This is a genomic window from Escherichia sp. E2562 (assembly GCF_005781075.1).
Taxonomy (GTDB): domain Bacteria; phylum Pseudomonadota; class Gammaproteobacteria; order Enterobacterales; family Enterobacteriaceae; genus Escherichia.
In genome coordinates this window covers 235,851-260,939 of the sequence record NZ_VATM01000004.1, presented here as the reverse complement: position 1 = coordinate 260,939, position 25,089 = coordinate 235,851, and the positions used below count along the sequence as shown (strand labels likewise).

Annotated in this window: 23 protein-coding genes; 7 read left to right on the top strand and 16 right to left on the bottom strand. The window is 51.3% G+C overall.

From position 1 onward, the window contains the following. Nucleotides 1–201 precede the first annotated feature (201 nt). Nucleotides 202–462 (bottom strand): DUF1471 family periplasmic protein McbA, encoded by a 261-nt coding sequence (mcbA, locus tag FEK43_RS08135; RefSeq protein WP_130205133.1) that lies wholly within the window; start codon nucleotides 460–462, stop codon nucleotides 202–204. Nucleotides 463–737: 275 nt separating this feature from the next. On the opposite strand from mcbA, the gene rlmF reads away from it, so the two are divergent. Further along, nucleotides 738–1,664: a 23S rRNA (adenine(1618)-N(6))-methyltransferase RlmF gene (gene rlmF / locus FEK43_RS08130; protein ID WP_167850462.1), complete on the top strand. Its 927-nt coding sequence runs from the start codon at nucleotides 738–740 to the stop codon at nucleotides 1,662–1,664. Here the strand turns inward: rlmF and ybiO are convergent. From ybiO to rhtA, 6 genes are all read right to left on the bottom strand, one after another. Continuing rightward, nucleotides 1,661–3,886 (bottom strand): mechanosensitive channel protein, encoded by a 2,226-nt coding sequence (gene ybiO / locus FEK43_RS08125; protein WP_135406247.1) that lies wholly within the window; start codon nucleotides 3,884–3,886, stop codon nucleotides 1,661–1,663. The genes rlmF and ybiO overlap by 4 nt on opposite strands. Nucleotides 3,887–4,146: 260 nt before the next feature. After that, nucleotides 4,147–4,869, bottom strand: coding sequence for a glutamine ABC transporter ATP-binding protein GlnQ (gene glnQ / locus FEK43_RS08120; protein WP_000569080.1), 723 nt, complete (start codon nucleotides 4,867–4,869; stop codon nucleotides 4,147–4,149). Beyond that, a complete protein-coding gene (gene glnP, locus FEK43_RS08115; RefSeq protein ID WP_061090926.1) occupies nucleotides 4,866–5,525 on the bottom strand; it encodes a glutamine ABC transporter permease GlnP in 660 nt (219 codons plus the stop codon). The genes glnQ and glnP overlap by 4 nt, the downstream gene beginning before the upstream one ends. A 107-nt stretch (nucleotides 5,526–5,632) precedes the next feature. Then, nucleotides 5,633–6,379 carry a glutamine ABC transporter substrate-binding protein GlnH gene (gene glnH / locus FEK43_RS08110; RefSeq protein ID WP_130205139.1) on the bottom strand — a complete coding sequence of 249 codons (747 nt, stop codon included), beginning with the start codon at nucleotides 6,377–6,379 and terminating at the stop codon, nucleotides 5,633–5,635. A gap of 402 nt (nucleotides 6,380–6,781) precedes the next feature. After that, a complete protein-coding gene (gene dps, locus FEK43_RS08100) occupies nucleotides 6,782–7,285 on the bottom strand; it encodes a DNA starvation/stationary phase protection protein Dps (protein ID WP_064530112.1) in 504 nt (167 codons plus the stop codon). A gap of 298 nt (nucleotides 7,286–7,583) precedes the next feature. Continuing rightward, nucleotides 7,584–8,471 carry a threonine/homoserine exporter RhtA gene (rhtA, locus tag FEK43_RS08095; RefSeq protein ID WP_130205141.1) on the bottom strand — a complete coding sequence of 296 codons (888 nt, stop codon included), beginning with the start codon at nucleotides 8,469–8,471 and terminating at the stop codon, nucleotides 7,584–7,586. Between the two features lie 233 nt (nucleotides 8,472–8,704). On the opposite strand from rhtA, the gene FEK43_RS08090 reads away from it, so the two are divergent. Both FEK43_RS08090 and ompX read left to right on the top strand, forming a co-directional pair. Then, nucleotides 8,705–8,770, top strand: a complete 66-nt coding sequence (locus tag FEK43_RS08090) for a protein YliM (protein ID WP_120795379.1) — start codon at nucleotides 8,705–8,707, stop codon at nucleotides 8,768–8,770. Nucleotides 8,771–8,822: 52 nt separating this feature from the next. Further along, nucleotides 8,823–9,338 (top strand): outer membrane protein OmpX, encoded by a 516-nt coding sequence (gene ompX / locus FEK43_RS08085; protein WP_105289445.1) that lies wholly within the window; start codon nucleotides 8,823–8,825, stop codon nucleotides 9,336–9,338. A 49-nt stretch (nucleotides 9,339–9,387) separates the two neighbouring features. On the opposite strand, the gene opgE is transcribed toward ompX, so the two are convergent. Both opgE and mntS read right to left on the bottom strand, forming a co-directional pair. Continuing rightward, nucleotides 9,388–10,971 carry a phosphoethanolamine transferase gene (gene opgE, locus FEK43_RS08080; protein WP_135406248.1) on the bottom strand — a complete coding sequence of 528 codons (1,584 nt, stop codon included), beginning with the start codon at nucleotides 10,969–10,971 and terminating at the stop codon, nucleotides 9,388–9,390. Nucleotides 10,972–11,239: 268 nt separating this feature from the next. Continuing rightward, nucleotides 11,240–11,368, bottom strand: coding sequence for a manganase accumulation protein MntS (gene mntS, locus FEK43_RS08075; RefSeq protein ID WP_001001761.1), 129 nt, complete (start codon nucleotides 11,366–11,368; stop codon nucleotides 11,240–11,242). Between the two features lie 185 nt (nucleotides 11,369–11,553). On the opposite strand from mntS, the gene mntR reads away from it, so the two are divergent. Then, nucleotides 11,554–12,021, top strand: coding sequence for a manganese-binding transcriptional regulator MntR (gene mntR / locus FEK43_RS08070; protein ID WP_130259766.1), 468 nt, complete (start codon nucleotides 11,554–11,556; stop codon nucleotides 12,019–12,021). Further along, the gene (locus tag FEK43_RS08065; protein ID WP_130205147.1) at nucleotides 12,018–13,136 is read left to right on the top strand and encodes an anion transporter; all 1,119 of its coding nucleotides are present in this window, start codon (nucleotides 12,018–12,020) and stop codon (nucleotides 13,134–13,136) included. Before mntR ends, FEK43_RS08065 begins: the two co-directional genes overlap by 4 nt. A 214-nt stretch (nucleotides 13,137–13,350) precedes the next feature. Here FEK43_RS08065 and ldtB read toward each other — a convergent pair whose 3' ends face one another. Next, nucleotides 13,351–14,271 carry a L,D-transpeptidase gene (gene ldtB / locus FEK43_RS08060; protein WP_001056384.1) on the bottom strand — a complete coding sequence of 307 codons (921 nt, stop codon included), beginning with the start codon at nucleotides 14,269–14,271 and terminating at the stop codon, nucleotides 13,351–13,353. A 218-nt stretch (nucleotides 14,272–14,489) separates the two neighbouring features. Between ldtB and FEK43_RS08055 the strand changes: the two genes are divergently transcribed. Then, complete coding sequence (locus FEK43_RS08055) at nucleotides 14,490–16,082, top strand: ABC-F family ATPase (protein WP_130205149.1); 1,593 nt, start codon at nucleotides 14,490–14,492, stop codon at nucleotides 16,080–16,082. A 239-nt stretch (nucleotides 16,083–16,321) separates the two neighbouring features. Here FEK43_RS08055 and FEK43_RS08050 read toward each other — a convergent pair whose 3' ends face one another. The 4 genes from FEK43_RS08050 to FEK43_RS08035 all read right to left on the bottom strand — a co-directional run bounded on the left by FEK43_RS08050 (nucleotide 16,322) and on the right by FEK43_RS08035 (nucleotide 22,031). Then, a complete protein-coding gene (locus FEK43_RS08050; protein WP_135406249.1) occupies nucleotides 16,322–17,581 on the bottom strand; it encodes a DUF1479 domain-containing protein in 1,260 nt (419 codons plus the stop codon). Between the two features lie 151 nt (nucleotides 17,582–17,732). Further along, nucleotides 17,733–18,548, bottom strand: a complete 816-nt coding sequence (gene ybiV, locus FEK43_RS08045) for a sugar-phosphatase YbiV (protein ID WP_135406250.1) — start codon at nucleotides 18,546–18,548, stop codon at nucleotides 17,733–17,735. A 145-nt stretch (nucleotides 18,549–18,693) separates the two neighbouring features. After that, entirely contained in the window at nucleotides 18,694–21,126 is a 2,433-nt protein-coding gene (locus FEK43_RS08040) for a glycyl radical protein (protein ID WP_135406251.1), read from the bottom strand. Nucleotides 21,127–21,131: 5 nt separating this feature from the next. Then, entirely contained in the window at nucleotides 21,132–22,031 is a 900-nt protein-coding gene (locus tag FEK43_RS08035; RefSeq protein WP_135406252.1) for a glycyl-radical enzyme activating protein, read from the bottom strand. A gap of 129 nt (nucleotides 22,032–22,160) precedes the next feature. On the opposite strand from FEK43_RS08035, the gene fsa reads away from it, so the two are divergent. Further along, nucleotides 22,161–22,823, top strand: a complete 663-nt coding sequence (fsa, locus tag FEK43_RS08030) for a fructose-6-phosphate aldolase (protein WP_130214784.1) — start codon at nucleotides 22,161–22,163, stop codon at nucleotides 22,821–22,823. Between the two features lie 188 nt (nucleotides 22,824–23,011). Here fsa and moeB read toward each other — a convergent pair whose 3' ends face one another. Beyond that, the gene (gene moeB / locus FEK43_RS08025; RefSeq protein WP_130258173.1) at nucleotides 23,012–23,761 is read right to left on the bottom strand and encodes a molybdopterin-synthase adenylyltransferase MoeB; all 750 of its coding nucleotides are present in this window, start codon (nucleotides 23,759–23,761) and stop codon (nucleotides 23,012–23,014) included. Continuing rightward, entirely contained in the window at nucleotides 23,761–24,996 is a 1,236-nt protein-coding gene (gene moeA / locus FEK43_RS08020; RefSeq protein WP_135406253.1) for a molybdopterin molybdotransferase MoeA, read from the bottom strand. Before moeA ends, moeB begins: the two co-directional genes overlap by 1 nt. Nucleotides 24,997–25,089 lie beyond the last annotated feature (93 nt).

Here is a 25,089-nt window from a genome sequence, read left to right as displayed (position 1 = left end):
TGCGATGCCACTGTTAATCCCGTAATAGTATTCGTGAAAGTGATAATAATTTTGATAAGCATTATCACTTGGCGCGATTTTCTATCACCCATTGCGCGAAAAAGAAATACATTTATTTACATTGCGTTCATATTTGATGTTTTTTGATTACAAAACAGACGAAAACTGCATCCAGAGGCGAATGCAGTTACGTTGGTGGGGTTATTTGTAGATGGTTGCAGTACCGAACATCTGGTCATTTCCGCCTGCGGAATTAATGACATAACCTTTCGCGCCTTGTTCGCGCGCTTTTTCTGCCAGTTTATCCTCCAGATCGCTTAGGTTTGATGCGCCGGTCGCCGAAACGGTACCGGCGGGCCGTAGCTGACCGCTGTCCTGGTTACTCAGAGGCTGCGCGGCATAAGCCGTGAGAGAGATTCCGCTCAGGACGGTGGCAATCAGTAGTGCGAGGCACTTTTTCATAATGACATCCTCAGAAATACAACGAGTAGTGCCTGATAAGTGTAGGTCGCCTGTGCGATGCAAATGACGCAAAAAATTGACAGAGATGTGCTTGTTTTTTGAACGATATATTTTTACAAAATAAGACAAATCAATGACATGCATGATGCTGATTTTTATGGTGAATTGCCATAAACCATAGTCATGTTAAGGTTTTGGGGAATGATAAATGCAGCCAGATATTTACCCTGTCGCGTTATGCGGGTATCTTACGCCGCTGCTTAAAGGAGAATGCTATGTCCGCCCAGAAACCGGGGTTGCATCCGCGCAACCGTCATCACAGCCGCTACGATCTCGCCACGCTTTGTCAGGTCAATCCTGAACTCAAGCAATTCCTCACGCTTACACCCGCCGGGGAGCAAAGCGTAGACTTTGCCAATCCGCTGGCGGTGAAGGCGCTCAATAAGGCGTTGCTGGCCCATTTTTACGCCGTAGCGAACTGGGACATTCCGGACGGTTTTCTCTGCCCGCCAGTACCGGGCCGGGCGGATTATATTCATCACCTTGCCGATTTACTGGCAGAAGCAAGCGGAACAATTCCATCTAATGCCAGCATTCTGGATATCGGCGTTGGTGCGAACTGTATTTACCCGCTGATTGGCGTACATGAATATGGCTGGCGTTTTACCGGCAGCGAAACCAGCAGCCAGGCGTTAAGCAGTGCGCAGGCGATCATCAGTGCTAATCCGGGGCTTAACCGCGCCATTCGTCTGCGTCGGCAGAAAGAGAGCGGGGCGATTTTTAACGGTATCATCCACAAAAACGAGCAATACGACGCGACCTTGTGTAACCCGCCATTCCACGATTCCGCCGCTGCGGCACGGGCAGGTAGTGAGCGTAAACGCCGTAACCTTGGGCTGAACAAAGACGATGCACTGAACTTTGGTGGTCAGCAACAGGAGTTGTGGTGTGAAGGCGGTGAAGTCGCCTTTATCAAAAAGATGATTGAAGAGAGCAAAGGCTTCGCGAAGCAAGTGATGTGGTTTACCTCGCTGGTATCTCGTGGTGAAAACTTACCGCCGTTGTATCGTGCACTGACGGACGTGGGCGCGGTGAAGGTGGTAAAAAAAGAGATGGCCCAGGGGCAAAAGCAGAGTCGCTTTATTGCCTGGACCTTTATGAACGACGAGCAGCGTCGCCGTTTTGTCAATCGCCAGCGTTAAAGCGTTGGCTCCCCCGGTGGCAGCGGTTCTGCCGGGGCCGCGCCCGGAGCCGGCAGCACCTGATAAGTCTGCACTGGCGCGCGAACACCCGCCAGGTCGAAATGCTTTTTCACCTGGCTGTCGAGGGCAAAGCGTACCGTCCACTGTTTGAGTGGCAGCGTGGTGAACGACACACGCAGTGTAAACGCGGTATTGCTTAAGCCGACAATCCCGGCAAAGTTCGGTTCACCAATAACCAGCCCGCGAATTTCTTCGTTTTCCATCAGTTCCGTTACCGCATCTTTCAGCGCCTGATTGGCTTTATCAGTATTTTCATGGCGATCAACATCGTAATTTGCCACCACTGAACCAATGCCACGGACAAAGTTGGCAAAGGTGGTAATCGAAGACCACGGAATGATGTGATACGCCCCGGTATCCTGGCGCACGCCAACGGATCGAATCGACATTCGTTCCACCGTACCCGTCAACGGCCCGATGGTCACTAAATCTCCGGTGTTCATACCGTTTTCAAACTGAATAAATACCCCGGTGATAATATCTTTCACCAGCGTTTGTGAACCGAAAGAGATAGCCAGCCCCAACGCCCCTGCACCTGCCAGCAGCGGCGCAATGTTGACGCCGATTTCCGACAACACAATCATGATGGTGATGGTACTGATGATCACTGCCAGCGCGTTACGAAACAGCGTCAGCAGGGTACGTGTGCGGGCGCTGGGCAGCGGGCGACCATGGATATCCGAGGCCAGTCGGTTTTCGATCAAACTGGCGAGCACCGTCCAGCCAACCGCTGAGAAGAAAAGAATGAGCGCGATACGGATCAGGATATCTACCGTTTTTTGCCCCGCACCGTTTTGCAGCCAGTTCCAGAAATCGAACAATCCCCATGCGCTCAACAGCAACATTACCGCCACGCAGACTGTCAGAATACGCGCCGTTTTCAGTGCCGCCGAAAGCCAGCCATTCAGCCGTTTTTGCAGCTCCGGATAGTTACGCTGAGTATGTGGCGAGAGGGTGATGGTTTTCGCCAGCCAGCGGGAAAACATACCGGAAACAAACGCTGCGATACCAATAATCGCCAGGCTGCGCACCGTCGCGCCCATCATAAATTTCAGGCTATTGCCCGGATCGAACAACGAAAAGAAAAACAGCACGATAAAATAGGCGCTTGCCAGCCAGTGCCAGACCAGCGCAAAGGCGCGGATAAACAGGCTGAAAAAGGCCAGCGAATGCTCCGCAAAGTTGAGCAAATGCTGGGTAATCTCTTTTTTATTACGAAAGATCAGGTACAGCGCCCAGATGGTCATGCACAGCATGATTGCCACGTTTGCCAGTGCGCCAATTTGTACATTCACCTGATTAGAGATAATCGGCACTGCCACAATCAGGCCATAGCCTATCAAACTGCTTAACCAGCTAAGGCGGCGACTCCAGTAACGGGCGCTCTCGTCCTGAATCGTGAACGGGCGCAGCTCCGCCACGTTTGGGCAAAAAATCAGGCGTAGTACGGCTTTGAAAAATTCAATCAGGGCAAAGGCGTTGAGAAACAAACTTTGTTGGAAAGCGATGGTGCGACTGCCCGCATTCAGGTTGTCGCTTAAAACCTGACCGACAAATAATGTCAGAGCCAGTAACAGCAGGTCGATAATAAACGCCCCGATAATCATCGCCGGAAGCTGCAACCAGTTACTGCGCTCACGATTTTTTTGCCGCGCCCACTGGCCCATTTTGCGATACAGCGGCAGTGCGCACAGGCGAATCAGCCAGTAAAAACCAAACACTAAAACCGCTAACATTGAAAAATGGGTCAGCGCATTGCTGAAGGTTTGTGGATTAAACGGCTTATGTGGGGAGCCGGTGATATTGCGATAAAGTTGCCCGAAGCGGGCGGAAAGGGCTTCACCATAATGGCGGCTGACTTCGGTGACCTTTTGCAGCACGGTTTGCTCTTCAACCAGCGTTGGCGGCACGATCTTCGGGACCGGTTCCGCAGGGGGCGTCGCGGCGACGGTGCGCAACTGGTCGATCAACTCTTTACGCGAGGTGTCATTATCCAGCACATCCGCCAGTGCGCCATAGGCCGCTTTTTTTTGTTCGATATCCGGTTCCGGGGCCGATTCAGTCGTTGAGTCCGTTGTCGTTGTGGTTGTAACGCCGGGTATGGATACCGCGTGGGCAGGTGCGCCCAGTAGGCAGAAGAGGATGAACAGGATCCACCGCATGACTCCTCCAGTGAGAAAACAGAGCAAAAAGATAAGTATAGATGCTGGGGGAGGGGCGATTTTAAATGAGAGGAATCTGGTGTGCCTCCCTTTCGGGTGAAAGGGAGGAAGGGATATTAAGCAGGTTGCTGACAACGTGCGGGCTTTTTTGCCGGATGCGGCGTGAACGCCTTATCCGTCCTACAAGTTCATGCAATTTTAATAAGTTGCCATATATCCTGTAGGCCTGATAAGCGTAGCGCATCAGGCAATGTGTCTTATTAAGAGACGTGCTGTAAAAATTCCTGCAAGCGCTGGCTCGGCGGATTTTTGATCAACACCTGCGGATCGCCATCTTCCGCAATCCGGCCTTTGTCGATAAAGATCAGGCGCGAAGCTACTTTCTCGGCAAAACCGATTTCGTGGGTCACGATCACCATCGTCATGCCTTCTTCAGCCAGATCCTGCATAACCTTCAGCACTTCATGGCGCAATTCCGGGTCAAGAGCGGAAGTCGGTTCATCAAACAGCATCATTTTCGGTTTCACCGCCAGCGCGCGGGCAATCGCTACACGCTGCTGCTGACCACCAGAAAGTTCGGAAGGGTAGTGATGGGCGCGTTCCGCCAGACCGACTTTCGCCAGCAGTTCACGTGCCAGTTTTTCCGCCTCTTCTTTGTTCGCGCCACGCACGCGTAGCGGGCCAAACATGACGTTTTCCAGCGCCGTCAGATGCGGGAAAAGGTAAAACTGCTGGAACACCATACCCGCTTCCTGGCGAATCAGGCGCTCGTCAACTTTCGGATCGTTAACCTTCAGACCATCGACAATCAGATCGCCGGAGGTGATTTCTTCCAGTTTGTTGATGCAGCGCAGCAGGGTCGATTTACCGGAACCGGACGGCCCGATAATCACCACGACTTCGCCCTGGGCAATATTCAAATCGATATTGTGCAGCACTTGGGTTGGGCCAAAGTGCTTGGAGACGTTTTTAAATTCAATCACAGGATTTTCATCCTTCTTTCCAGACGACGCAGAATAAAGCTCAGCACCAGGGTAATAATCAGATAGAACACCGCCACGGCGCTCCAGATCTCAAGGGCGCGGAAGTTACCGGCAATAATTTCTTGCCCCTGACGGGTCAGTTCCGCCACGCCGATAACAATAAACAGCGAGGTATCTTTAATGCTGATGATCCACTGGTTACCCAGCGGCGGCAGCATACGGCGCAGTGCCAGCGGTAAAATGACGTAGCGAATGGTTTCCCAACGTGAAAGGCCGAGCGCCAGTCCTGCTTCACGAAAACCTTTGTGGATTGACAGCACCGCACCACGCGTGATTTCCGCAATGTACGCGCCGGAGTTGATCATGATGGTGACCACCGCCGCAGTAAACGGGTCGATGCGTAAGTCGTTAAACGCCATCGGCAGGGCGAAGTAGATAAACATCACCTGGACGACGATAGGTGTGCCGCGGATCACTTCAATAAAGACCAGCGCGACGTGGTTGGCTATCCAACCACCGAAGGTGCGTGCAAAACCTGCCGCCAGTCCGATAACCAGGCCGCCAGCCAGACCGAGGACCGAAATCCACAGGGTCATTTTGGCGCCTTCAATCAGAAGCGGAATGGCAGGCCAGATGGCACTCCAGTCAAACTGCATATGTTGTTCCTGTTACCGTGGTGTAAATACCCGAGCCAGAAGGTTGGCGGGGAGAAACGCTGGCCCGGTATGCAAAAGGCCACCGGGCCATAAATTCAAGGCAATCATTATTTCGGTTCAGTACCGAACCATTTTTTGTAGATTTCGTTGTATGTGCCGTTCTCGCGCAGGGTTTTCAACGCGCCGTTGATTTTGTCACGCAGCTCGTCGCTACCTTTCGGGAACGCAATACCGTATTGCTGTGCTTCCAGAGAGTCACCTACCGCTTTGAACTGACCGTTCCCGGCGGTTTTGATGAAGTACAGAATGTTTGGTGTGTCGTGCAGGACGGCGTCTGCGCGGTTGGTACCCAGTTCCATATAGGCGTTATCGATGTTCGGGAACTGACGCAGATCTTTGGTTTTGATGTTCGCTTTTGCGTAATCAACGGAGCCGGTGCCGCTTTTCACAGCAACCACTTTACCGTCGAGATCTTTCACGCTTTTCACATCGTTATTGTTGGCTTTCACCATCACTAACAGGCCGCTTTTGTAGTAGCCGTCAGAGAAATCGATCGCTTTTTTACGCTCGTCGGTAATGGTAATGCCCGCCAGCGCCAGATCGATGTTTTTGGTTTGCAGTGCTGGGATGATGCCGCTGAAATCCATTGGTTTCAGTTCGTAATCCAGCTTCAGTTCTTTGGCGATAGCAGCCCACAGATCCACATCAAAACCAACGTATTTGTCGCCCTGTTTAAATTCAAACGGAACGAAGGCGGTATCCGTCGCCACAACCAGTTTTTTATCCGCGGCATGAGAAGAAACCGCAAAAGCCAGGGTCAGTGCAGCCAGTGAAACTTTTAATACAGACTTCATAGCATTTCCTTTTTTCTATCCACGGGACGATCCCCTGCGTGACATTTACGTATATGAAAAAATCGTGCCAGTTTTACAACTCTTTGATTTTTATAGGCGCAGTTAAAACGGGTTGCACAATTTATGGGGCAACATCTCCGGTCTGCACCATATTGGGGCGCCAAAGTGGTGCGCAAAAATAGTGCACCAACACATAGGTTATTTAGCGTAAATTCTGATGAAAAAACAATCTTTATGTAACGATTGTGTGATGTTGTTGATACAAATGTTTTACTTTGACAGGCGGGAAAGACGATGAGTTGCACTAAAAAAGTGCGTAGAGGCGGGCAGCAATGCAAAACGGCCTCCTGTCAGGAAGCCGCCTTTATCGCTTACTTAAGTTTTGCACCATCTGCGATGGATTTATTCGATATTAGATTCGATAAACCACAAGAATTTATCCAGGTCGCGGGAAGCGGCGGTCAGGATATCTGCGGTGTCGTCATCTTTCGCTTCGCCAATCGCTTTGCGCACGTCGTTGGCAACAATCGCGTAACGGTCAGCCAGCTCTTTCAGGTGATCCTGAACGCTGTGGATGTCCAGCGGGTAGCTTTTCAGCGGGGTTTTGCTGTTAATAACTTGAGTGGTACCAAGGGCAACGCCGCCTAGCTGCACCGCGCGCTCTGCCATAGTATCCAGGTGATCGGTCAGTGCGGTACGGAAACCATCCAGCATCTCATGTACGGCAATGAAGTTAGCGCCGCGCATGTTCCAGTGCGCTTGTTTGGTAATCAAAGAGAGATCAATAAACTGGATAACCTGGCGATTCAGCAACTCAACTGTCGCTTTCTTCTCGCTGTCAGAGACATCGTTGCGGGTATAAAGCAGATTTGTCGCTTTTGCTTTAACTAATTTAGCGGTACTCATAATTTCATATCCTCTTGATGTTGTGTCCCAGTAATTAACGAGACTAAGTATAGCACCACCCTGGTGTTCCGCTATTCTGGCTGTTCCTATCACACTAATAGCGGTAACAAGCGTGAAAAATAAAAACCATATAAATTCACATAGTTATGTATATTGCTGGAGGCGATTCTTATTTTCTTTTTTACGCGAGCTATTCAGAGAGAATAGGTTTTAGGATAACAAGATATATAAAAAGGGCAGGGATGAAGAGTCGTGTAATATTCTGCATGGTTATGCATAACCATGCAGAAAGCTAGCTTTAATTAATATCTAATTCTTTAATTTTAGTCTCTTTGCGCGCTGTCAGCGTTGAGCCCATTGAGGCGGCAATAATCGCGCCGAGGGCCAGCAGTTGTATTGGCGCCAATGTCTCACCGAGGAAAATCATTCCGGAAACGGCAGCCAGTGCAGGTTCCATACTCATTAGCGTACCAAATGTCCGGGTCGGCAGACGGGTGAGGGCAATCATCTCAAGCGAATAGGGCAGAGCGGTAGAGAGGATAGCGACAGCCAGACCCAATGGAACAACCGACCAGTGCCAGAGCGCCTCTCCGGCCTGGAATGCGCCAATCGGCACGAAAATAAGCGCCGCAATCAGCGAACCGATTGCCACCGTCGCCGGGCCGTGTTCCGCACCGGCGCGTTGCCCACTTAATATGTAGATAGCCCAACAAGCACCGGCACCGAGCGCCAGCGCACAGCCGGTTAGGTCGACATGCGAAACATCCTGCCCCAGCGGTAGCAGGAACCACAGGCCGAGTACCACCAGCACAACCCAAACAAAGTCTACGGGGCGGCGTGAAGAGAACAGCGCCACTGCCAGTGGTCCGGTGAACTCCAGCGCCACCGCAATCCCAAGTGGTACGGTCTGAATAGCAAGATAAAAAAGATAGTTCATTCCACCCAGTGAGATGCCGTAAAACAACAGCGGCAAGCGCTGTTCCTTGGCAAACCGCAGTCGCCACGGTTTAAAGAATGCGATAAGAATCAGTGTTCCCAGCGCCAGGCGCAGTGCAGTCACGCCCGGCGCGCCGACCAGTGGAAAAAGCGACTTTGCTAATGAGGCCCCGCCCTGAATAGACGCCATGGCAACGAGCAATAATAATATCGGTAACCAGACCGGCATTTTACGTAATGTCCCTGGCATCCGTTCCCCCATAAATTTGTATAGTCAGGTAAAGCGAGGAGTGTACTGGATATAACTAAAACTGGTTGAGCATTTGTTGAAAAATTTTTCCCCGTTTTGACTAAAATGCGCCAGGATTGATTGATTCATCAGCTTGGTGATTAGGAATAATCTGGATGAACGACAGTGAAAATATGCGTAATACTTACGCAGTTTACTGAAAAAATGATGTAAATTTAGATGGATAGCGGCATGTGGAAACGTTCTGTTACATGAAATGGCCCGTTAGACATCACAAATCGCGAAGAGTTTCCCATTAATTTTTGATATATTTAAAGCTTAGGACTTATTTGAATCACATTTGAGGTGGTTATGAAAAAAATTGCATGTCTTTCAGCACTGGCCGCAGTTCTGGCTTTCACCGCAGGTACTTCCGTAGCTGCTACTTCTACCGTAACTGGCGGTTACGCTCAGAGCGACGCTCAGGGCAAAATGAACAAAATGGGCGGTTTCAACCTGAAATACCGCTATGAAGAAGACAACAGCCCGCTGGGTGTGATCGGTTCTTTCACTTACACTGAAAAAAGTCGTACTAACAGTGCAGGCGATTACAACAAAACCCAGTACTACGGCATCACTGCTGGTCCGGCATACCGCATCAACGACTGGGCGAGCATCTACGGTGTTGTAGGTGTGGGCTACGGTAAATTCCAGGACACCAACTACCCGACCTATAAACACGACACCAGCGACTACGGTTTCTCCTACGGCGCAGGTCTGCAGTTCAACCCGATCGAAAACGTTGCTCTGGACTTCTCTTACGAGCAGAGCCGTATTCGTAGCGTTGACGTAGGCACCTGGATCGCCGGTGTTGGTTACCGCTTCTAATCACTTCGGTGATATAAAAAATCCGCCCCTCGGGGCGGATTTTTTTATCTTAGGATTTCGGGGCGAAAATATCGGTTCCGAGATGGTTGTAGTCCACCTTCTGTAACTGGAAGTTGGTGATGTAGATTGGCCCGGCTTTCTTCTCGGAAATAAACGGGTAGTTGATGTTGATTTCCTGCGCTTTAATTCCCGTCCACTGTGAGAAAAAACCTAAGAAATCATTGGCTGAACGGCGGGCTTTAATCACCCGATGCGCTTTATCGTCGCTGGAAATGACCATAAAAGGCACCTGGAAATTCTGCTGATATTTATCATCGTGGGCCAGGTATTGAACTTCTTTTCCGCGTTCTTTAAAGGCTAAACCGTGGTCTGAAAAATAAACCATGGAGAAACTGCTGCCGCTGTTGCGTAACTGGTCGTACAGTTTGCGCAGTAAATCGTCAGTTTGCGTCATGGTGTAGAGATAGCACGATGTTTCTTTCGATTGTACAAAGGTTTCGTATTTGCCTTGTGTCCGGTCACAGGCCTGAGGATGTGAGCCCATCAGATGCAAAACAATCAGTTGCGGCTGCGAGTGTTCTTCCGCCAATACCTGAGCGGTCATTGTCAGTAGTTCTTCGTCTTTAGCGTTCTTATCTGCTTCAAAATTACCGTTTTTCAGGAATTGCACTTCATCTGCACGTTTAGCGATGCTGGCGATAGCTGTATCGTATTCGCCTATTTGCCCCTGATTAGAAAACCACCAGGTCTGGAATCCTGCTCGGTTGGCCAGGGTCACAAAGTTATCCTGAAACTGTGGCTTGCCATCGACTACGCGGTTAAGCGTTAATCCGAGAGATTTCTGCGTGGAGCCACTGGCAGCAATATAATCAGAAAAAATCAGGCCGTTAACGCTGCTGGTAAACGGGGTATTGTTCCAGTGACCGCCAAAGGCACCGAGGGCATCGCGGCGTGCGCTTTCGCCAATGACCACCACATAAGTGTGATATTTGGGTTTAACTGCGGTGACTGTCCAGGTATCTTTCATCCCGGAAAGTTTCGCCATCCGTTCCTGCTCTTCAATCACCTCGTTATTGTTGACGATGACATCCCTGGCAAAACGAAATACCGGATAACCGGTGTCTTTAAGTTTAAATACGCCGCCCCAGGCGAGATTTTGAACCGGAGCGACAAAAAATGTCGCCACACTGAATACCAGACACAGGCTGTCGAATTTATTCCAGCGTGCTTTTTCATTCTCTTTTTTCCGCCTGATCGCAATCACGCCGAGCGCAAAAATAAATAAGCCGACCAGATAGCTATACCACGGGAAGATCGTAAGAATTTCGGTCGACTCTTCCATATTGGTGGAATGCAGCGCCAGCAATGTATTGAAGTTAGGCGCACCATACGCCTGAGCAAAAGGGAAATAACAGGCCGCCACCAGCGAACAGACGCCTATTAAGGTTTTTTGCACGCGCGGCAACATCCGCCATAACAAAAGCAAAATGGCAGTAAAAGCGGCGGTATAGAGAAAACTAAAGGGATAACCTAAACCAAGGTTAATCAATAGCGACTGTAAAAAGTAGAACGCAGTCCACGGGCTAAAAACCCGGCTACGGGAAACAAGCGATTCTTTAAGGGTTAAGTTCATATGCCACTATCGTAACAAACGCCATGTGCTTACCCTGGCGTCAAGGGTCAATACCTGCAAGAGTGCGTGAAGAGGGGGAAGGGTCCGCATCTGCGAGCCGCAATATACGCAGGGCTGCAAGAAGATAGAGCGAGCTGCCGTTCAGGTCAACTACTGAGGAACAAATCTTTTGCGAAGAGAATAGCAAATCCGATAAAAAGTGGGGGGGCAATCCAGAACAATCTATGCCTGCAATAAAGCAGGAGTAAAGCGGCGTACCGCGACGCCGCTATTTATCGGAAGGTTTATCTTGCTGCGGTTTGTTGTTGACCATATCGCACAACATCGAGAGCAGCATTAAGCGTACTTTAAAGGGAGAGTGACTAAACACGCGCATACACCTCTTGAACTCATTCATAAGACCTCCTGACTTGCTAATCCCGTCGTTCCATGAGGGATGATTGCATTACATACAGATATAGCACAGGCTATATTATATAGCTATTGCTAAAACGTTAATTTTTTGTACCTTCGCAACTCTGGTTTACAATGTGCGCACGAAATGAGAACGCTATGTATGTGTCACCATAATGAGGAAGCACAATGAGTCGTCGCGCAGGTACGCCAACAGCAAAAAAAGTGACGCAGTTAGTGAACGTGGAAGAGCACGTTGAAGGATTCCGCCAGGTCAGAGAGGCACATCGCCGTGAACTTATCGACGATTACGTTGAGCTGATTTCTGACCTGATGATGGAGGTGGGAGAAGCGCGCCAGGTTGATATGGCCGCCCGTCTGGGAGTCTCTCAACCTACGGTGGCTAAAATGCTTAAGCGACTGGCAACAATGGGATTGATTGAAATGATCCCCTGGCGTGGCGTGTTTTTAACGGCAGAAGGAGAGAAGCTGGCGCAGGAAAGTCGCGAGCGTCATCAGGTCGTCGAAAATTTCTTGTTGGTGTTGGGCGTTAGCCCGGAAATCGCCCGTCGCGACGCGGAAGGCATGGAGCACCATGTCAGTGAGGAGACGCTGGACGCCTTTCGTTTGTTTACCCAGAAACACGGTGCTAAATGAGCCTGCCTTTTTTACGCTCGCTGCAAGGCGATCGCTTTTTTCAGTTATTAATTCTTGTTGGCATCGGATTAAGTTTTTTCGTTCCTTTCACACCTAAGTCCTGGCCTGGCGCTATTGACTGGCACACCATCATTACCTTAAGTGGCCTGATGCTGCTGACCAAAGGCGTCGAGTTAAGCGGCTATTTTGATGTGCTTGGGCGCAAAATGGTGCGCCGTTTTGCTACTGAGCGTCGACTGGCGATGTTTATGGTGCTGGCAGCGGCGCTGCTTTCTACGTTTCTGACCAACGACGTCGCGCTGTTTATTGTGGTTCCGCTGACCATCACGCTAAAAAGACTGTGTGAGATCCCGGTTAATCGGCTGATTATTTTCGAGGCGTTGGCGGTGAATGCCGGATCGTTGCTGACGCCGATTGGCAATCCGCAAAATATCCTAATCTGGGGACGCTCTGATCTTTCGTTTGTCGGTTTTATTGCCCAAATGGCCCCGCTGGCTGGTGCGATGATGCTGACACTACTGCTGCTGTGTTGGTGTTGTTTCCCTGGAAAGGCGCTGCAATACCATACTGGTTCGCAGATGCCGGAGTGGAAGCCTCGGCTGGTGTGGAGTTGTCTGGGGCTGTATATCGTCTTCCTTATGGCGCTGGAGTTGAAACAAGAGCTGTGGGGGTTGGTGATTGTGGCGGCGGGCTTTGCGCTTCTGGCGCGTCGCGTGGTGCTGAGCGTGGACTGGACGCTGCTGCTGGTGTTTATGGCGATGTTTATCGACGTCCATTTACTGACCCAACTTCCGGTATTACAGGGCGTGTTGAGCAACGTGAGTCATTTATCTGAACCTGGATTATGGCTGACGGCGATTGGTTTATCGCAGGTAATCAGTAACGTGCCGGGCACGATTTTGCTGCTCAATTATGTGCCACCGTCTTTACTACTGGCATGGGCGGTAAATGTAGGTGGCTTTGGTTTATTACCCGGATCGCTGGCAAATTTGATTGCGCTACGTATGGCGAACGATCGCCGTATCTGGTGGCGTTTCCATCTCTATTCAATACCGATGCTGTTGTGGGCGGCGCTGGTGGGATATGTTTTGTTGGTTATGATCCCGGCGGGGTAAGGTCTGACAAATTAAAAAGGCGGATTATTAGTCCGCCTCTGAGTGTTGGTAATACGCGCTTTGTTCATGCCGGATGCGGCCTACAAAAACTTGCGGATTCAATATATTGAAGGTTCTGCGTAGGCCTGATAAGCGTAGCGCATCAGGCAATTATGTATTGCCATTAGCAGCCTCAGGCGGATTATCACTCCGCCTTTTGCTTAAGTTTTAACGATTAATTCAGGCGAACCGGCATCCCGGAACGATTTTTAATCGCTTCATCCAGAACAACCTGATCAACGTCTGGCTGACCAGTCACTGTCTGCACGCTCTTCGTCAGAGTAATCGGTACAATTTCCTGACCTTCAAACTGGGCTTCGGTGGTAGACAGCGGGTTATGGACTTCAATATAACGGCTGCCGTCTGGCTCGGTAGTCGCTTTTACCGGCTCATCGATAAACTGCACGCGAGTACCGACTGGCACTTTCTCGAACAGGAATTTAATGTCTTCGTTACGCAGACGCACACAGCCGTGGCTTACGCGCAGACCGATACCGAAGTTAGCGTTGGTGCCGTGGATAGCGTACAGGCGACCGATGTACAGTGCATACAGCCCCATCGGGTTATCCGGGCCAGCCGGAACGACTGCCGGAAGCGGTTCGCCCGCTGCGCGGTACTCTGCGTGCATTTTGGCGGTCGGTGTCCAGGTCGGGCCTGCTTTCTTACGCTCTACTTTGGTGGTCCAGTTGATAGGTGTGTCTTTACCTAACTGACCAATCCCGATCGGCAACACGATAACGGTGTTGGTCCCTTTCGGATAGTAGTACAAACGCATCTCTGCGCTGTTAATGACGATACCTTCATGCACGGTATCTGGCAGGATCAACTGCTGTGGAATGTTCAGTACGGTGCCGCCTTTCGGCAGGAAGGTATCCACACCAGGGTTCGCTTCCATCATGTTGGAAAGACCCATCTGGTACTCGGCAGCAAAATACTCCAGCGGCTGAGTGTTACCTTCAGGGATAGTGATCACCTGATTCTGACCAACCAGGCGACTCCCGTCGGTTGGCAGAGGATAAGTTACCGCAGAGGCGGTACTGCAAAAGCCGACAACAGCGAAGGCCGCTGCGAATAATGTTTTCAATTTCATATTCATGTTAAGCGAGATTTAGTGCCTGGCAGGCCATTAGGTTGAGAATATTAGAGTATTGGAAGCGCATTATATGTTCATTCCAGCTAACAGTGAAATCAGATGTGTACTAAATCACATTTTTTGCCTTTGGGAAGAGTGTAGACCTTAAGCGCCGGACGGGATCTTCTTTCAGACTTATGGCATAATGCGCGGTTTGTCATATCTCTTTTCAGGATACGCCTGTGTTAGTTTCCAGTAACGTCACCATGCAGTTCGGCAGTAAGCCGTTGTTTGAAAACATTTCCGTCAAATTTGGCGGCGGCAACCGTTACGGCCTGATTGGCGCGAACGGTAGTGGTAAATCCACCTTTATGAAAATCCTCGGCGGCGACCTTGAGCCGACGCTGGGCAACGTTTCCCTCGATCCGAATGAGCGCATTGGTAAGCTGCGCCAGGATCAATTTGCCTTTGAAGAGTACACCGTGCTGGATACGGTGATCATGGGGCATAAAGAGTTGTGGGAAGTGAAGCAAGAGCGCGACCGCATCTATGCTTTGCCGGAAATGAGTGAAGAAGATGGCTACAAAGTGGCCGATCTGGAAGTGAAATACGGCGAAATGGACGGTTACTCTGCAGAATCGCGTGCGGGGGAATTGTTGCTTGGCGTCGGTATTCCACTGGAACAACACTACGGCCCGATGAGTGAAGTTGCTCCTGGCTGGAAGCTGCGTGTGCTGCTGGCGCAGGCGCTGTTTGCTGACCCGGACATTCTCCTGCTCGACGAACCGACCAACAACCTGGACATCGACACCATTCGCTGGCTGGAGCAGGTGCTGAACGAGCGTGACAGTACCATGATCATCATTTCGCACGACCGTCACTTCCTCAACATGGTTTGTACCCACATGGCGGATCTGGACTACGGGGAACTGCGCGTTTATCCGGGCAACTACGATGAGTACATGACGGCCGCGACCCAGGCGCGTGAACGTCTGCTGGCTGATAATGCCAAGAAGAAAGCGCAGATTGCTGAGCTGCAATCCTTCGTTAGCCGCTTTAGCGCCAACGCCTCGAAATCTCGCCAGGCGACTTCGCGCGCGCGTCAGATTGATAAAATCAAACTGGAAGAGGTAAAAGCCTCCAGTCGTCAGAACCCGTTCATTCGTTTTGAGCAGGATAAGAAACTGTTCCGTAACGCGCTGGAAGTGGAAGGTCTGACCAAAGGGTTTGATAACGGTCCGCTGTTTAAAAATCTTAACCTGCTGCTGGAAGTCGGTGAAAAACTGGCGGTACTGGGTACCAACGGCGTCGGTAAATCGACCCTGTTAAAAACGCTGGTGGGCGATCTGCAACCGGACAGCGGCACCGTAAAATGGTCTGAGAACGCGCGCATTGGTTACTATGCCCAGGACCACGAATATGAGTTTGAAAATGATCTGACCGTGTTCGAATGGATGAGCCAGTGGAAGCAGGAAGGCGATGACGAGCAGGCGGTACGCAGCATTCTCGGTCGTTTACTGTTCAGCCAGGACGATATCAAAAAGCCAGCTAAAGTGCTTTCCGGTGGGGAAAAAGGGCGGATGCTGTTTGGTAAGTTAATGATGCAGAAGCCGAACATTCTGATCATGGACGAACCGACCAACCACCTGGATATGGAATCCATCGAGTCACTGAACATGGCGCTGGAACTGTATCAGGGTACGCTGATCTTTGTTTCTCACGACCGTGAGTTTGTAAGCTCCCTGGCGACCCGCATTCTGGAAATCACTCCGGAACGCGTGATCGACTTTAGCGGTAATTACGAAGATTACCTGCGTAGCAGAGGGATCGAGTAAGTTATTGCCCGTCACCCCGATACAGTCGGGGTGACGGTGGCTGAGGACAAACGCAAGATTGCCTGATGCGCTACGCTTATCAGGCCTACGCAGGACCTGCAATGTATTGAATCTGCAAGCCGTTTTAGGTCGGATAAGGCGGTAACGCCGCATCCGGCATGAACAAAGCGCACTTTGTCAGCAATCTGAGCAACATCGAACCTACTTCCTTAACCTCACTTCCAATAATCCATCAACTCTTACACGTCCATGCCCAGTGCGCGCTTACCGTGAATGTTCAGATCATCCAGTGTAAAGCGGCTTTCCCAGTTTGCTTCATAATCTTCCCGCGGGAAGTCGCCCGGTGATGCGCCTTTTTCCAGCGCCATTTTGACTTTGTGTGCATAAGCCCGATTTTTCTCGCACATTGGCGCAGCAGGGATATACATCACGTTGCCCCAACCCTGTTGATTGTCTACTGGCGCGACGGAGTGAATCACATCGCAGTGCCACCAGACGGAATCCCCTGCTGTTATCGCGGGAATGGATGTCAGCGCTTTAATCAATAGTGGATGCCATTTCTCTGAAATGGGAAGAACTTTGCCAGGTGCAACCCCGCACAGTTCATCGTCCGGTACGTCATCCAGCAGCGGGCGCAATAAAACATACGCCATCGCTTCCGGGATAGGCACCACATGCAACAATCCCTGACCCGATATCATATCAGAGAGCGCAGTCCAGCCTTGAAACGTGCGGAACACTGAACATTTGGTCGTGTTATCCACCGTGTACTCTTCGACATCAGTCCGGTGTGCAGCATCCCAGGGATCGTAATCATCGAAATTACCATTGAACACATTGGCAAAAACGCGCTGATAAGCGGGCAATAACCACCGTTCCAGCGCACCAGAATCGGTATGCGCGCCCAGACCTTTAGATGTAGTACCTGGAGGGCGGCGACGGATCCTATCCGGGTAAATCACACTGATATCAGGATCAAACCACTGCTTGCCGTTGCTTTCAGACTTCCACAGGCGGTTCAGGAAAGATTGCACAGCAGCCATATTTTCGCTCTGCCGCGCCTGCATCTGTGCTTGTGACCAGTAAATGGGATAGATTTCGGGACGAGAAGCCTCCAGTGAGCCGAAAAAACTGTCGCCAGGGCCTTTATAAACATCATCAAAATGATTGATATCGAGATAATCGAGCATGGCACGATCCCACGCCAGCGCCTGCTCGCGAGGGAAATGACCTTTTATTACTGCACAGCCGCGACGTTTAATTTCATTGCGAGTGACATCGCTTACTGTCCCTGCGGCAATATCGCTATAAGAAACTTCCGGCCAAACCGGCAGCCCTTGCGCTTTTAGGGCATCGATTTCAGCAACACGCGTTTCGATTTTTGCAGAGAGTGTATCGAAAACCTGTTGTACATCACCGAGCTGTTCCCGCAGCGCAGCTTTCATTTCTCGGATAGCCGCTTTCGCATCTGTGGGCAGCGTCTCACAGGAAAAAGCCATATCAACCTCTCATCTTTCGTTCGAAAGTAAAATGATTACGATTGATACTTTAAGTTAAAAATAAGTTAACGCAAGATAAAGATCTTGAGTCACCGCACAAAGCGAGCAAAAAGGCGAGAGGCCGAAGTGGTCACTCCGGCCCGGGGGAAGATCAACGATTGAAAGGAGCGATGTTATCCAGCACCGCCTGAATTACATTCAGCGCGCCTTCATGATTATTGTCATCCGTAGCGTAATGAGCGATTTGTTTAATACTTTCAGCAGCATTGCCCATTGCAAAAGAGTAATGCGCCATTTTTAACATTTCGGCGTCGTTACCGCTGTCACCAATTGCCACTACATTTTGCGGCGACAAATCCCAGCGTTTTATCAACCGTGAAATACCGTTCGCTTTATGCAGGCCAGGTATAATCAGGTCAATAAACCCAAAACCACTGGTCACCGGTTTCATAATGCCGTCGAGTGCAATGTGCAGTTTGTCTATCACCAGTGGGATCTGTTCATCCGGCAGGTTCAGAGAAAACTTGAACAGTACGTCGTCAATGTCCTGGTAATCCTTTACAGGTTTCAGGCGATGGTAGTGTTTTGCCATCAATGCAACGAATGATTCCGGGGCATTTTCACTGATGTATGCACTTTGCAAACCACAGGCAACAAAATTCAGTTGTTTATCTTTCAATAACTCGCCAATAACAATCCGCGATTCATGTCGGGTCAGTTCGCCGTGAAAAAGCTGCTTGCCGTGTTCGTAAACCAGAGCGCCGTTTTCTGCAACAAAAGAGATTTCATCTTTTAGCTCAGGGAAGAAGGAAATGAGCTGGTAATACTGGTTACCGCTGGCGACAACGAACTCAATATCGCGATTTTTCAGTTCCTGATATTGCGCCATAAAACGCTCATGATTGTACGTTTTGGCGTCGTTTAGAAAAGTACCGTCCATGTCTGTGACGATAACTTTTACGCTCATAAGAAGTGCTCCTGGCAATGAATGCAAACCGCCACAGTGTAATAACAATGTGACGCAGGGCACAAATTTATTTCGAATGTAATTGAGCGAGAAATTGATACTGTGAATGATATAGCCCGGCGACGGTGGCCGCTGGGCGGAAGAGTTACAGCATATGTTCGGTACGGGCGATGATATCGTCCTGCGCGTCTGGAGAGAGCGCAGTGAAGAAGGCGGAATAACCTGCTACGCGCACCACCAGATCGCGGTATTGATCCGGATGTTTTTTCGCTTCCAGCAATGTTTCGCGGGAAACGATGTTGTACTGAATGTGCCAGCCTTTATGCACTTCGAAGAAGGTGCGCAGCAGGATCATCAGTTTCTGCTTGTCAGATTCGTTCTCCAGCGTCGCCGGGTTCAGTTTCTGGTTGAGCAACACACCGCCGAGAATCGCTGCGGTAGGCAGTTTACCCACTGAGCCGATGACCGCCGTTGGGCCGAGATGGTCGGTGCCGGAGGCCGGGCTTGCGCCTTCTGCCAGCGGGGTATGCGCTTTACGTCCGTCCGGCGTTGCCATAGTCTGCGCGCCGAATGGTACGTTGGCGGAAATAGATGATGTACCTGCGTAATAATTGCCGCCGATCGGGCCACGACCGTAGCGTGGGTTATGATACTGTTTCAGTTCGTCGATATAGGTCTGATAAGCACGAGCCAGCAGCGTATCGACGCTATCATCGTCGTTGCCGTACTTCGGCGCGCCGTTAATCAGACGCTGACGCAACTGCTCGTGAGTCAGACCGTCGAAGTCTTCCGCCAGTGAGGCAGCCAGTTGTTGCTGACCAATCGCGCCCTGTTCAAATACCAGTTTCTTCACTGCCGCCAGGCTGTTGCCGAGGTTGGCAATGCCGACCTGCAGGCCAGAAACCCAGTCATATTTCGCGCCGCCTTGCTTGATACTTTTCGCTCGCTCAATACAGTCATCCACCAGCGCCGAGCAGAGAATATCGTGCACGTTCTCTTCCAGCATGGTGTCGACGACATATTCGATTTCGATTGATTTGCGGGTGTAGTAACGGATTTGCGTATCCCACGCGTCCATGACTTCATCGAAGTTGTTGAAGTTACCCGCTGACAACGCTTTTTCTTGTGGCAGGAACACTTTGCCGCTGGTGGCATCACGACCACCTTCCAGCGCCGCCAGCATCACGCGAGCGAAGTTGATAAAGCTCATGCCGGTGCAACGATAGCCCCATTTACCGCCGACGGCGGTTTCGATACAACCAATCGCTGCGTAGTCGTAAGCGTCCTGCGGTTCAATACCGAGTTTAATAAATTCCGGAATCACGATTTCGTCGTTGTTGAACGCAGGCATCCCGAAGCCGCAGCGGATCACCTGCACACAGGCATCGAGGAAATCGTTGCTCATTCCCGCATGGTAACGCACGCTGAGGTTAGGCTGAGTCGAACGCAGGCGACCGCAAGATTCGAGGATTGCGTAAGAGAGTGGATTCACCGCGTCCATCGGCTGACCATCAACCAGATTTTGCCCGCCAATGGTGACGTTCTGATACAGCGGACTTCCCGCAGAGGCTTTTGAGTGCGAGCCGGAGCGGATCTTGTTCACTTCCAGCAGTTTCAGCCAGCAGCTATGCAGCATCTCGATAACGTGTTCGCGATCCAGCGTCTGGTTGAGTTCAACGTCGCGGCGATAGTACGGATAGAGATACTGATCCATACGACCAAACGACACCGAGTGACCGTTAGATTCAATCTGCAAAATCAGCTGGATGAAGTAGCACAGTTGCAGCGCCTGCCAGAAAGTTTGCGGCGGCTGGTGGGCGATGATGTCGCAGTTTTCTGCCATCGCCAGCAGTTCATCACGACGACTTTCGCGGGATTCGGTGGCGGCCATTTCTCGCGCCAGTGCAGCGAAACGTTCAATGTGTTCACTGACTGCCACCAGTACGATATCAATCGCTTTCAGGAACTGCTCGCCGTGCAAATCTTCCAGCACAGTCAGGTTGATACGTGAGCGGCGCTCTGCCACTTTCTCGCGCAGACCATCAAGCCCTTTTTCCAACAGCAGCGGGAAATTGACCGCCAGGTGCGCATCGCCGGAGGTCATATTGCCCTCCGCTTTAATGATGCCAGTCGCCAGCAGGCCTTTTTGCTCATCGGTAAACATGCCATAGCAGCGATCCTGTACGGTCTGACCGCGCCACCATGGGCACACTTCATGCAGAACACGTTTGTTCTCTTCGCTGACCGCAAAACCAGCACCCGGACGATCCGCCAGATCATCAATCTCTTTTTCGATCCAGGAGACGGTATATTCCGGGAAGATCGGCGCGGCGCGAACTTCGCTTGCCTGGTTGCCAATGATCAACTCATCGTGTTTGATCCAGATGGTGCGATTCGCCAGGTGGTGCGCCAGCGCCAGCGCGCGACGTACCGGGATTGGCTTGTCGAGATGTTGTTGATACATCTCAGTATAGTGCTGTGCGCGCTCGGTACAGACCGGCGGTTTCACAATATGCACCAGCGCATTTTTGTGCGCTTTAATGCGGTCGCTGAGCGTGTCCAGTTTCAGTGTTGTCATGATTGTTATCCTCGTAAGGTCGCGGTTAACCCTTTCTGGCAGGCATACTGCTGGGCAAAGTCGAGCAGTTCTGGCGCATCAAGCGGTTTTTCCGGGGCGTCATAGGGCAGATTAAGTAAGTGATATTTGTTGATGCCCAGCGTGTGGTAGGGCAAGAAATGGATTTCGTTAACGTGCAGTTCACTGGCGGCAAAATCAGTAATGGCTTTCACACTGGCTTCATCGGCATTAAAGCCCTGAATCAGCGGCACGCGAATGATGATTTTTTTGCCCGCTGCGGCGAGTTTTTTCAGATTATCCAGCACTCTGGCGGCGCTGCCGTCAGTCCACTGTTTAAACGGCGCGTCGGCAACGTGTTTTAAATCGGCAAGAAACAGATCGATATAGGGCAGAGAAGGGGCGATATATTTCCACGGCACATGCAGACAGGTTTCTACCGCAGTATGAATACCGGCCTCGTGGCTGGCTTGCAGTAGTGCCATTGCCATTTCCGGCTGCATAAACGGCTCACCACCGGAAAGCGTTAAACCGCCGCCGCTGCGATCGTAAAATGGTTTATCGCGCAGAACGGTCGCCATGATCTCCTCAACGCTTTTCGCTTCACCGCACACGGTTAATGCCTGAGTCGGACAGCAGTCGGTCAGCGCCGTCAGATGTTCAGGCGTTAACTTTTCCCTGTGAATGAGTAAACCATTCAGCGCGCGCTCAATCACTTCCGGAGCGGTTTTTGAGCATAGTTCGCAGCCTTCCAGACACAGTCGTGCGTCATACAGCAGATCTTGCGTGCGGGCGCGGCTTTCCGGGTTCTGACACCAGCGGCAGCCCAGCGAGCACCCCTTTAGGAAAACTACCGTGCGGATACCGGGACCGTCGTGGGTCGAATAGCGCTGAATGTTGAAGATCATAGATGCCCCTCTTTTTCGTTCAAACATTAAAATACTTTTGAATGAAAGTTAGATTGATGTGCATCAACTGTTCAGAGAGTTTTTTCGTGATAGTCTGATTTCATACAAAAGTAGATTTAGAGGATGACTATGGAACTGTATCTGGATACTTCAGACGTCGCCGCAGTGAAGACGCTGGCTCGTGTTTTTCCGTTGGCGGGTGTGACCACTAATCCAAGTATTGTGGCGGCAGGTAAGAAGCCTCTGGAAGTTTTACTTCCTGAGTTACATGAGGCGATGGGCGGACAGGGGCGTTTGTTTGCGCAGGTCATGTCTACTACTGCTGAAGGTATGGTGAACGATGCGCGTAAACTGCGTTCTATTATTGCGGATATCGTGGTTAAAGTACCTGTGACTGCAGAGGGGCTGGCAGCGATTAAGCTATTAAAAGCGGAAGGTATTCCGACGCTGGGTACGGCGGTGTATGGGGCAGCGCAAGGGCTGCTGTCGGCGCTGGCGGGTGCGGAGTATGTTGCGCCTTACGTCAACCGAATTGATGCCCAGGGCGGGAGTGGTATTCAGACGGTGACTGACTTACACCAGTTACTGAAAATGCACGCGCCACAGGCGAAAGTGCTGGCAGCCAGTTTCAAAACCCCGCGTCAGGCGCTGGACTGCTTATTGGCAGGATGCGAATCAATCACACTGCCGCTGGATGTCGCGCAACAGATGATTAGCTATCCGGCAGTTGATGCCGCCGTGGCGAAGTTTGAGCAGGACTGGCAGGGGGCGTTTGGCAGAACGTCGATTTAACAGGGCGCTTGTCATCCTCATAAATTGCTGTTGACGTGGCGGAGTGCACTGATGCCTGCCGCGTCTTATCAGACCTGGAAATCTGCGCCCGAACCGTAGGCCAGATAAGGCGTTCACGCCGCATCTGGCGCCTGGAGCAAATGCCTGATGCGCCGCTTGCCGCATCTTATCAGGCCCGGAGCTGGCAATTAATGCCCGCACACCTCACACCCCGGATTACGCATCAGTTTCATTTCTCGAAACTGACAAGTCATCGCATCGTACATTACGATTTTACCGCTGGCGGGTTTGCCATAACCTGCCAGCAGTTTTATCGCTTCCATTGCCTGCAACGAACCAATCACCCCAATCAACGGTGCCATTACGCCCGCTTCCACGCAGGTTAACGCGTTCTCGCCAAACAAACGGCTAAGGCAGCGATAGCACGGCTCACCGTCCTGATAAGTAAAGACCGTGATTTGCCCTTCCATACGAATTGCCGCGCCGGAAACCAGCGGCACCTTCGCGGCAAAACAGCCCGCGTTCAGTTGATTACGTACCGCAACGTTATCCGTACAGTCGAGCACCAGATTGTGTTCAGCAATCAACGCAGCCAGTTCAGCGTCATCAAGCAACGCGTTTACCGGCGTAATCGCGATATGTGGATTGATCCGCGCCAGTGCGTCACGGGCTGATTCCACCTTCGGTTGCCCGACCGTAGCATCACTGTGCAGCGTCTGGCGCTGTAAATTTGAGAGCGAAACCGTGTCGAAGTCGAGCAGCGTCAGGTTGCCGACACCGGCGCTTGCCAGATACTGCGAGGCTGCGCAGCCGAGGCCGCCCAGGCCAACGACCAGCACGCGGGAATCTTTCAATGCTTCCTGACCGTCAAAATCAAAACCACGCAGGATGATTTGCCGATTGTAGCGCAGCATCTCCTGATCGCTGAGTTCCGCCATTACAGGCCTCCGAACAACGCATTAAATGGCTCGACTTCCACCCATTCGCCCGCTTCAACATTGCCGCGATCGCGCTCCAGCACGATAAAGCAGTTGCCGAGGCTAAAGGAGCTAAATATATGTGAACCCTGATGCCCGGTGGTCGTAACTTCCAGCTCGCCGTCGGCGTTGCGTTGCAGCACGCCGCGCTGGAAATCAAGACGTCCAGGGGATTTCTTCAGACGAGATGCCGTGCGTACGCGCTGGCGCGCGGGCAGGCCACTGGCGGTATTGCCGCTTAATTTGGCCAGCAAAGGTTGTACTAATTGATAGAAGGTCAGCGTCGCAGAAACCGGATTGCCCGGCAGGCCGCAGAACCAGCTATTGGAGAGTTTACCAAACGCGAACGGTTTGCCCGGTTTAATCGCCAGTTTCCAGAACGCAATTTCGCCCAGTTCTTCGAGAATGGTTTTGGTGTAATCCGCTTCACCAACCGAAACACCACCGGAACTGATCACCACATCCGCCTGGCTGTCGGCTTCAATAAATGCGGCGCGCAGGGCATGTGGATCGTCGCGAATAATCCCTGAGTTGATTACTTCACAACCCAGCTGTTCTAACATCAAATGCACCGCGAGGCGGTTGGTATCGTAAATTTGCCCATCGCCCAGAGGCTGACCGGGTAACTGCAACTCATCACCCGTGGAAAATAGCGCCACTCGCACTTTACGAATCACCGGAGCTTCGGCAATCCCTAGCGAAGCAATCACTGGCAGTTCAGCGGTAGTCAGGCGAGTACCTGCCGGAAAAACAACCGCGCCCGCAGAGATATCTTCACCGCGACGGCGAATATTTTGCCCGCTATGCACTTCAGCGGTAAAACGTACGCCATTGTCCGTTAGTTCAGTCTGTTCCTGCATTACCACTGCTTCGCAGCCTTCCGGTACTGGTGCGCCAGTCATAATGCGGATGCAGGTGCCAGCGGGCCACTCGCCATGATAAGGCTGACCGGCAAACGACTTCCCGGCAACGGGCAGCGGTTGTCCGGAGGTGATATCGGCCAAACGTACCGCGTAACCGTCCATTGCGGAGTTATCAAACCCTGGGACATCCAGCGGCGAAACCACATCGCTCGCCAGAATACGGCCAAAACACTGTACCAGTGGCAGCGTTTCCTGGGCGGTCAGTGGGGTAACGCGAGAAAGCATCTCATTAAGCGCGGTGTCGAGCGACATCAATCCGGTGGTAAATTCCATGAAAACACTCCTGCGGAGGCAAAATCGAATTTGCCTATTATGTCAGAAAAACGCCACAGACTGTATGCCACCTCGGTCGTAGAGCAGACACTC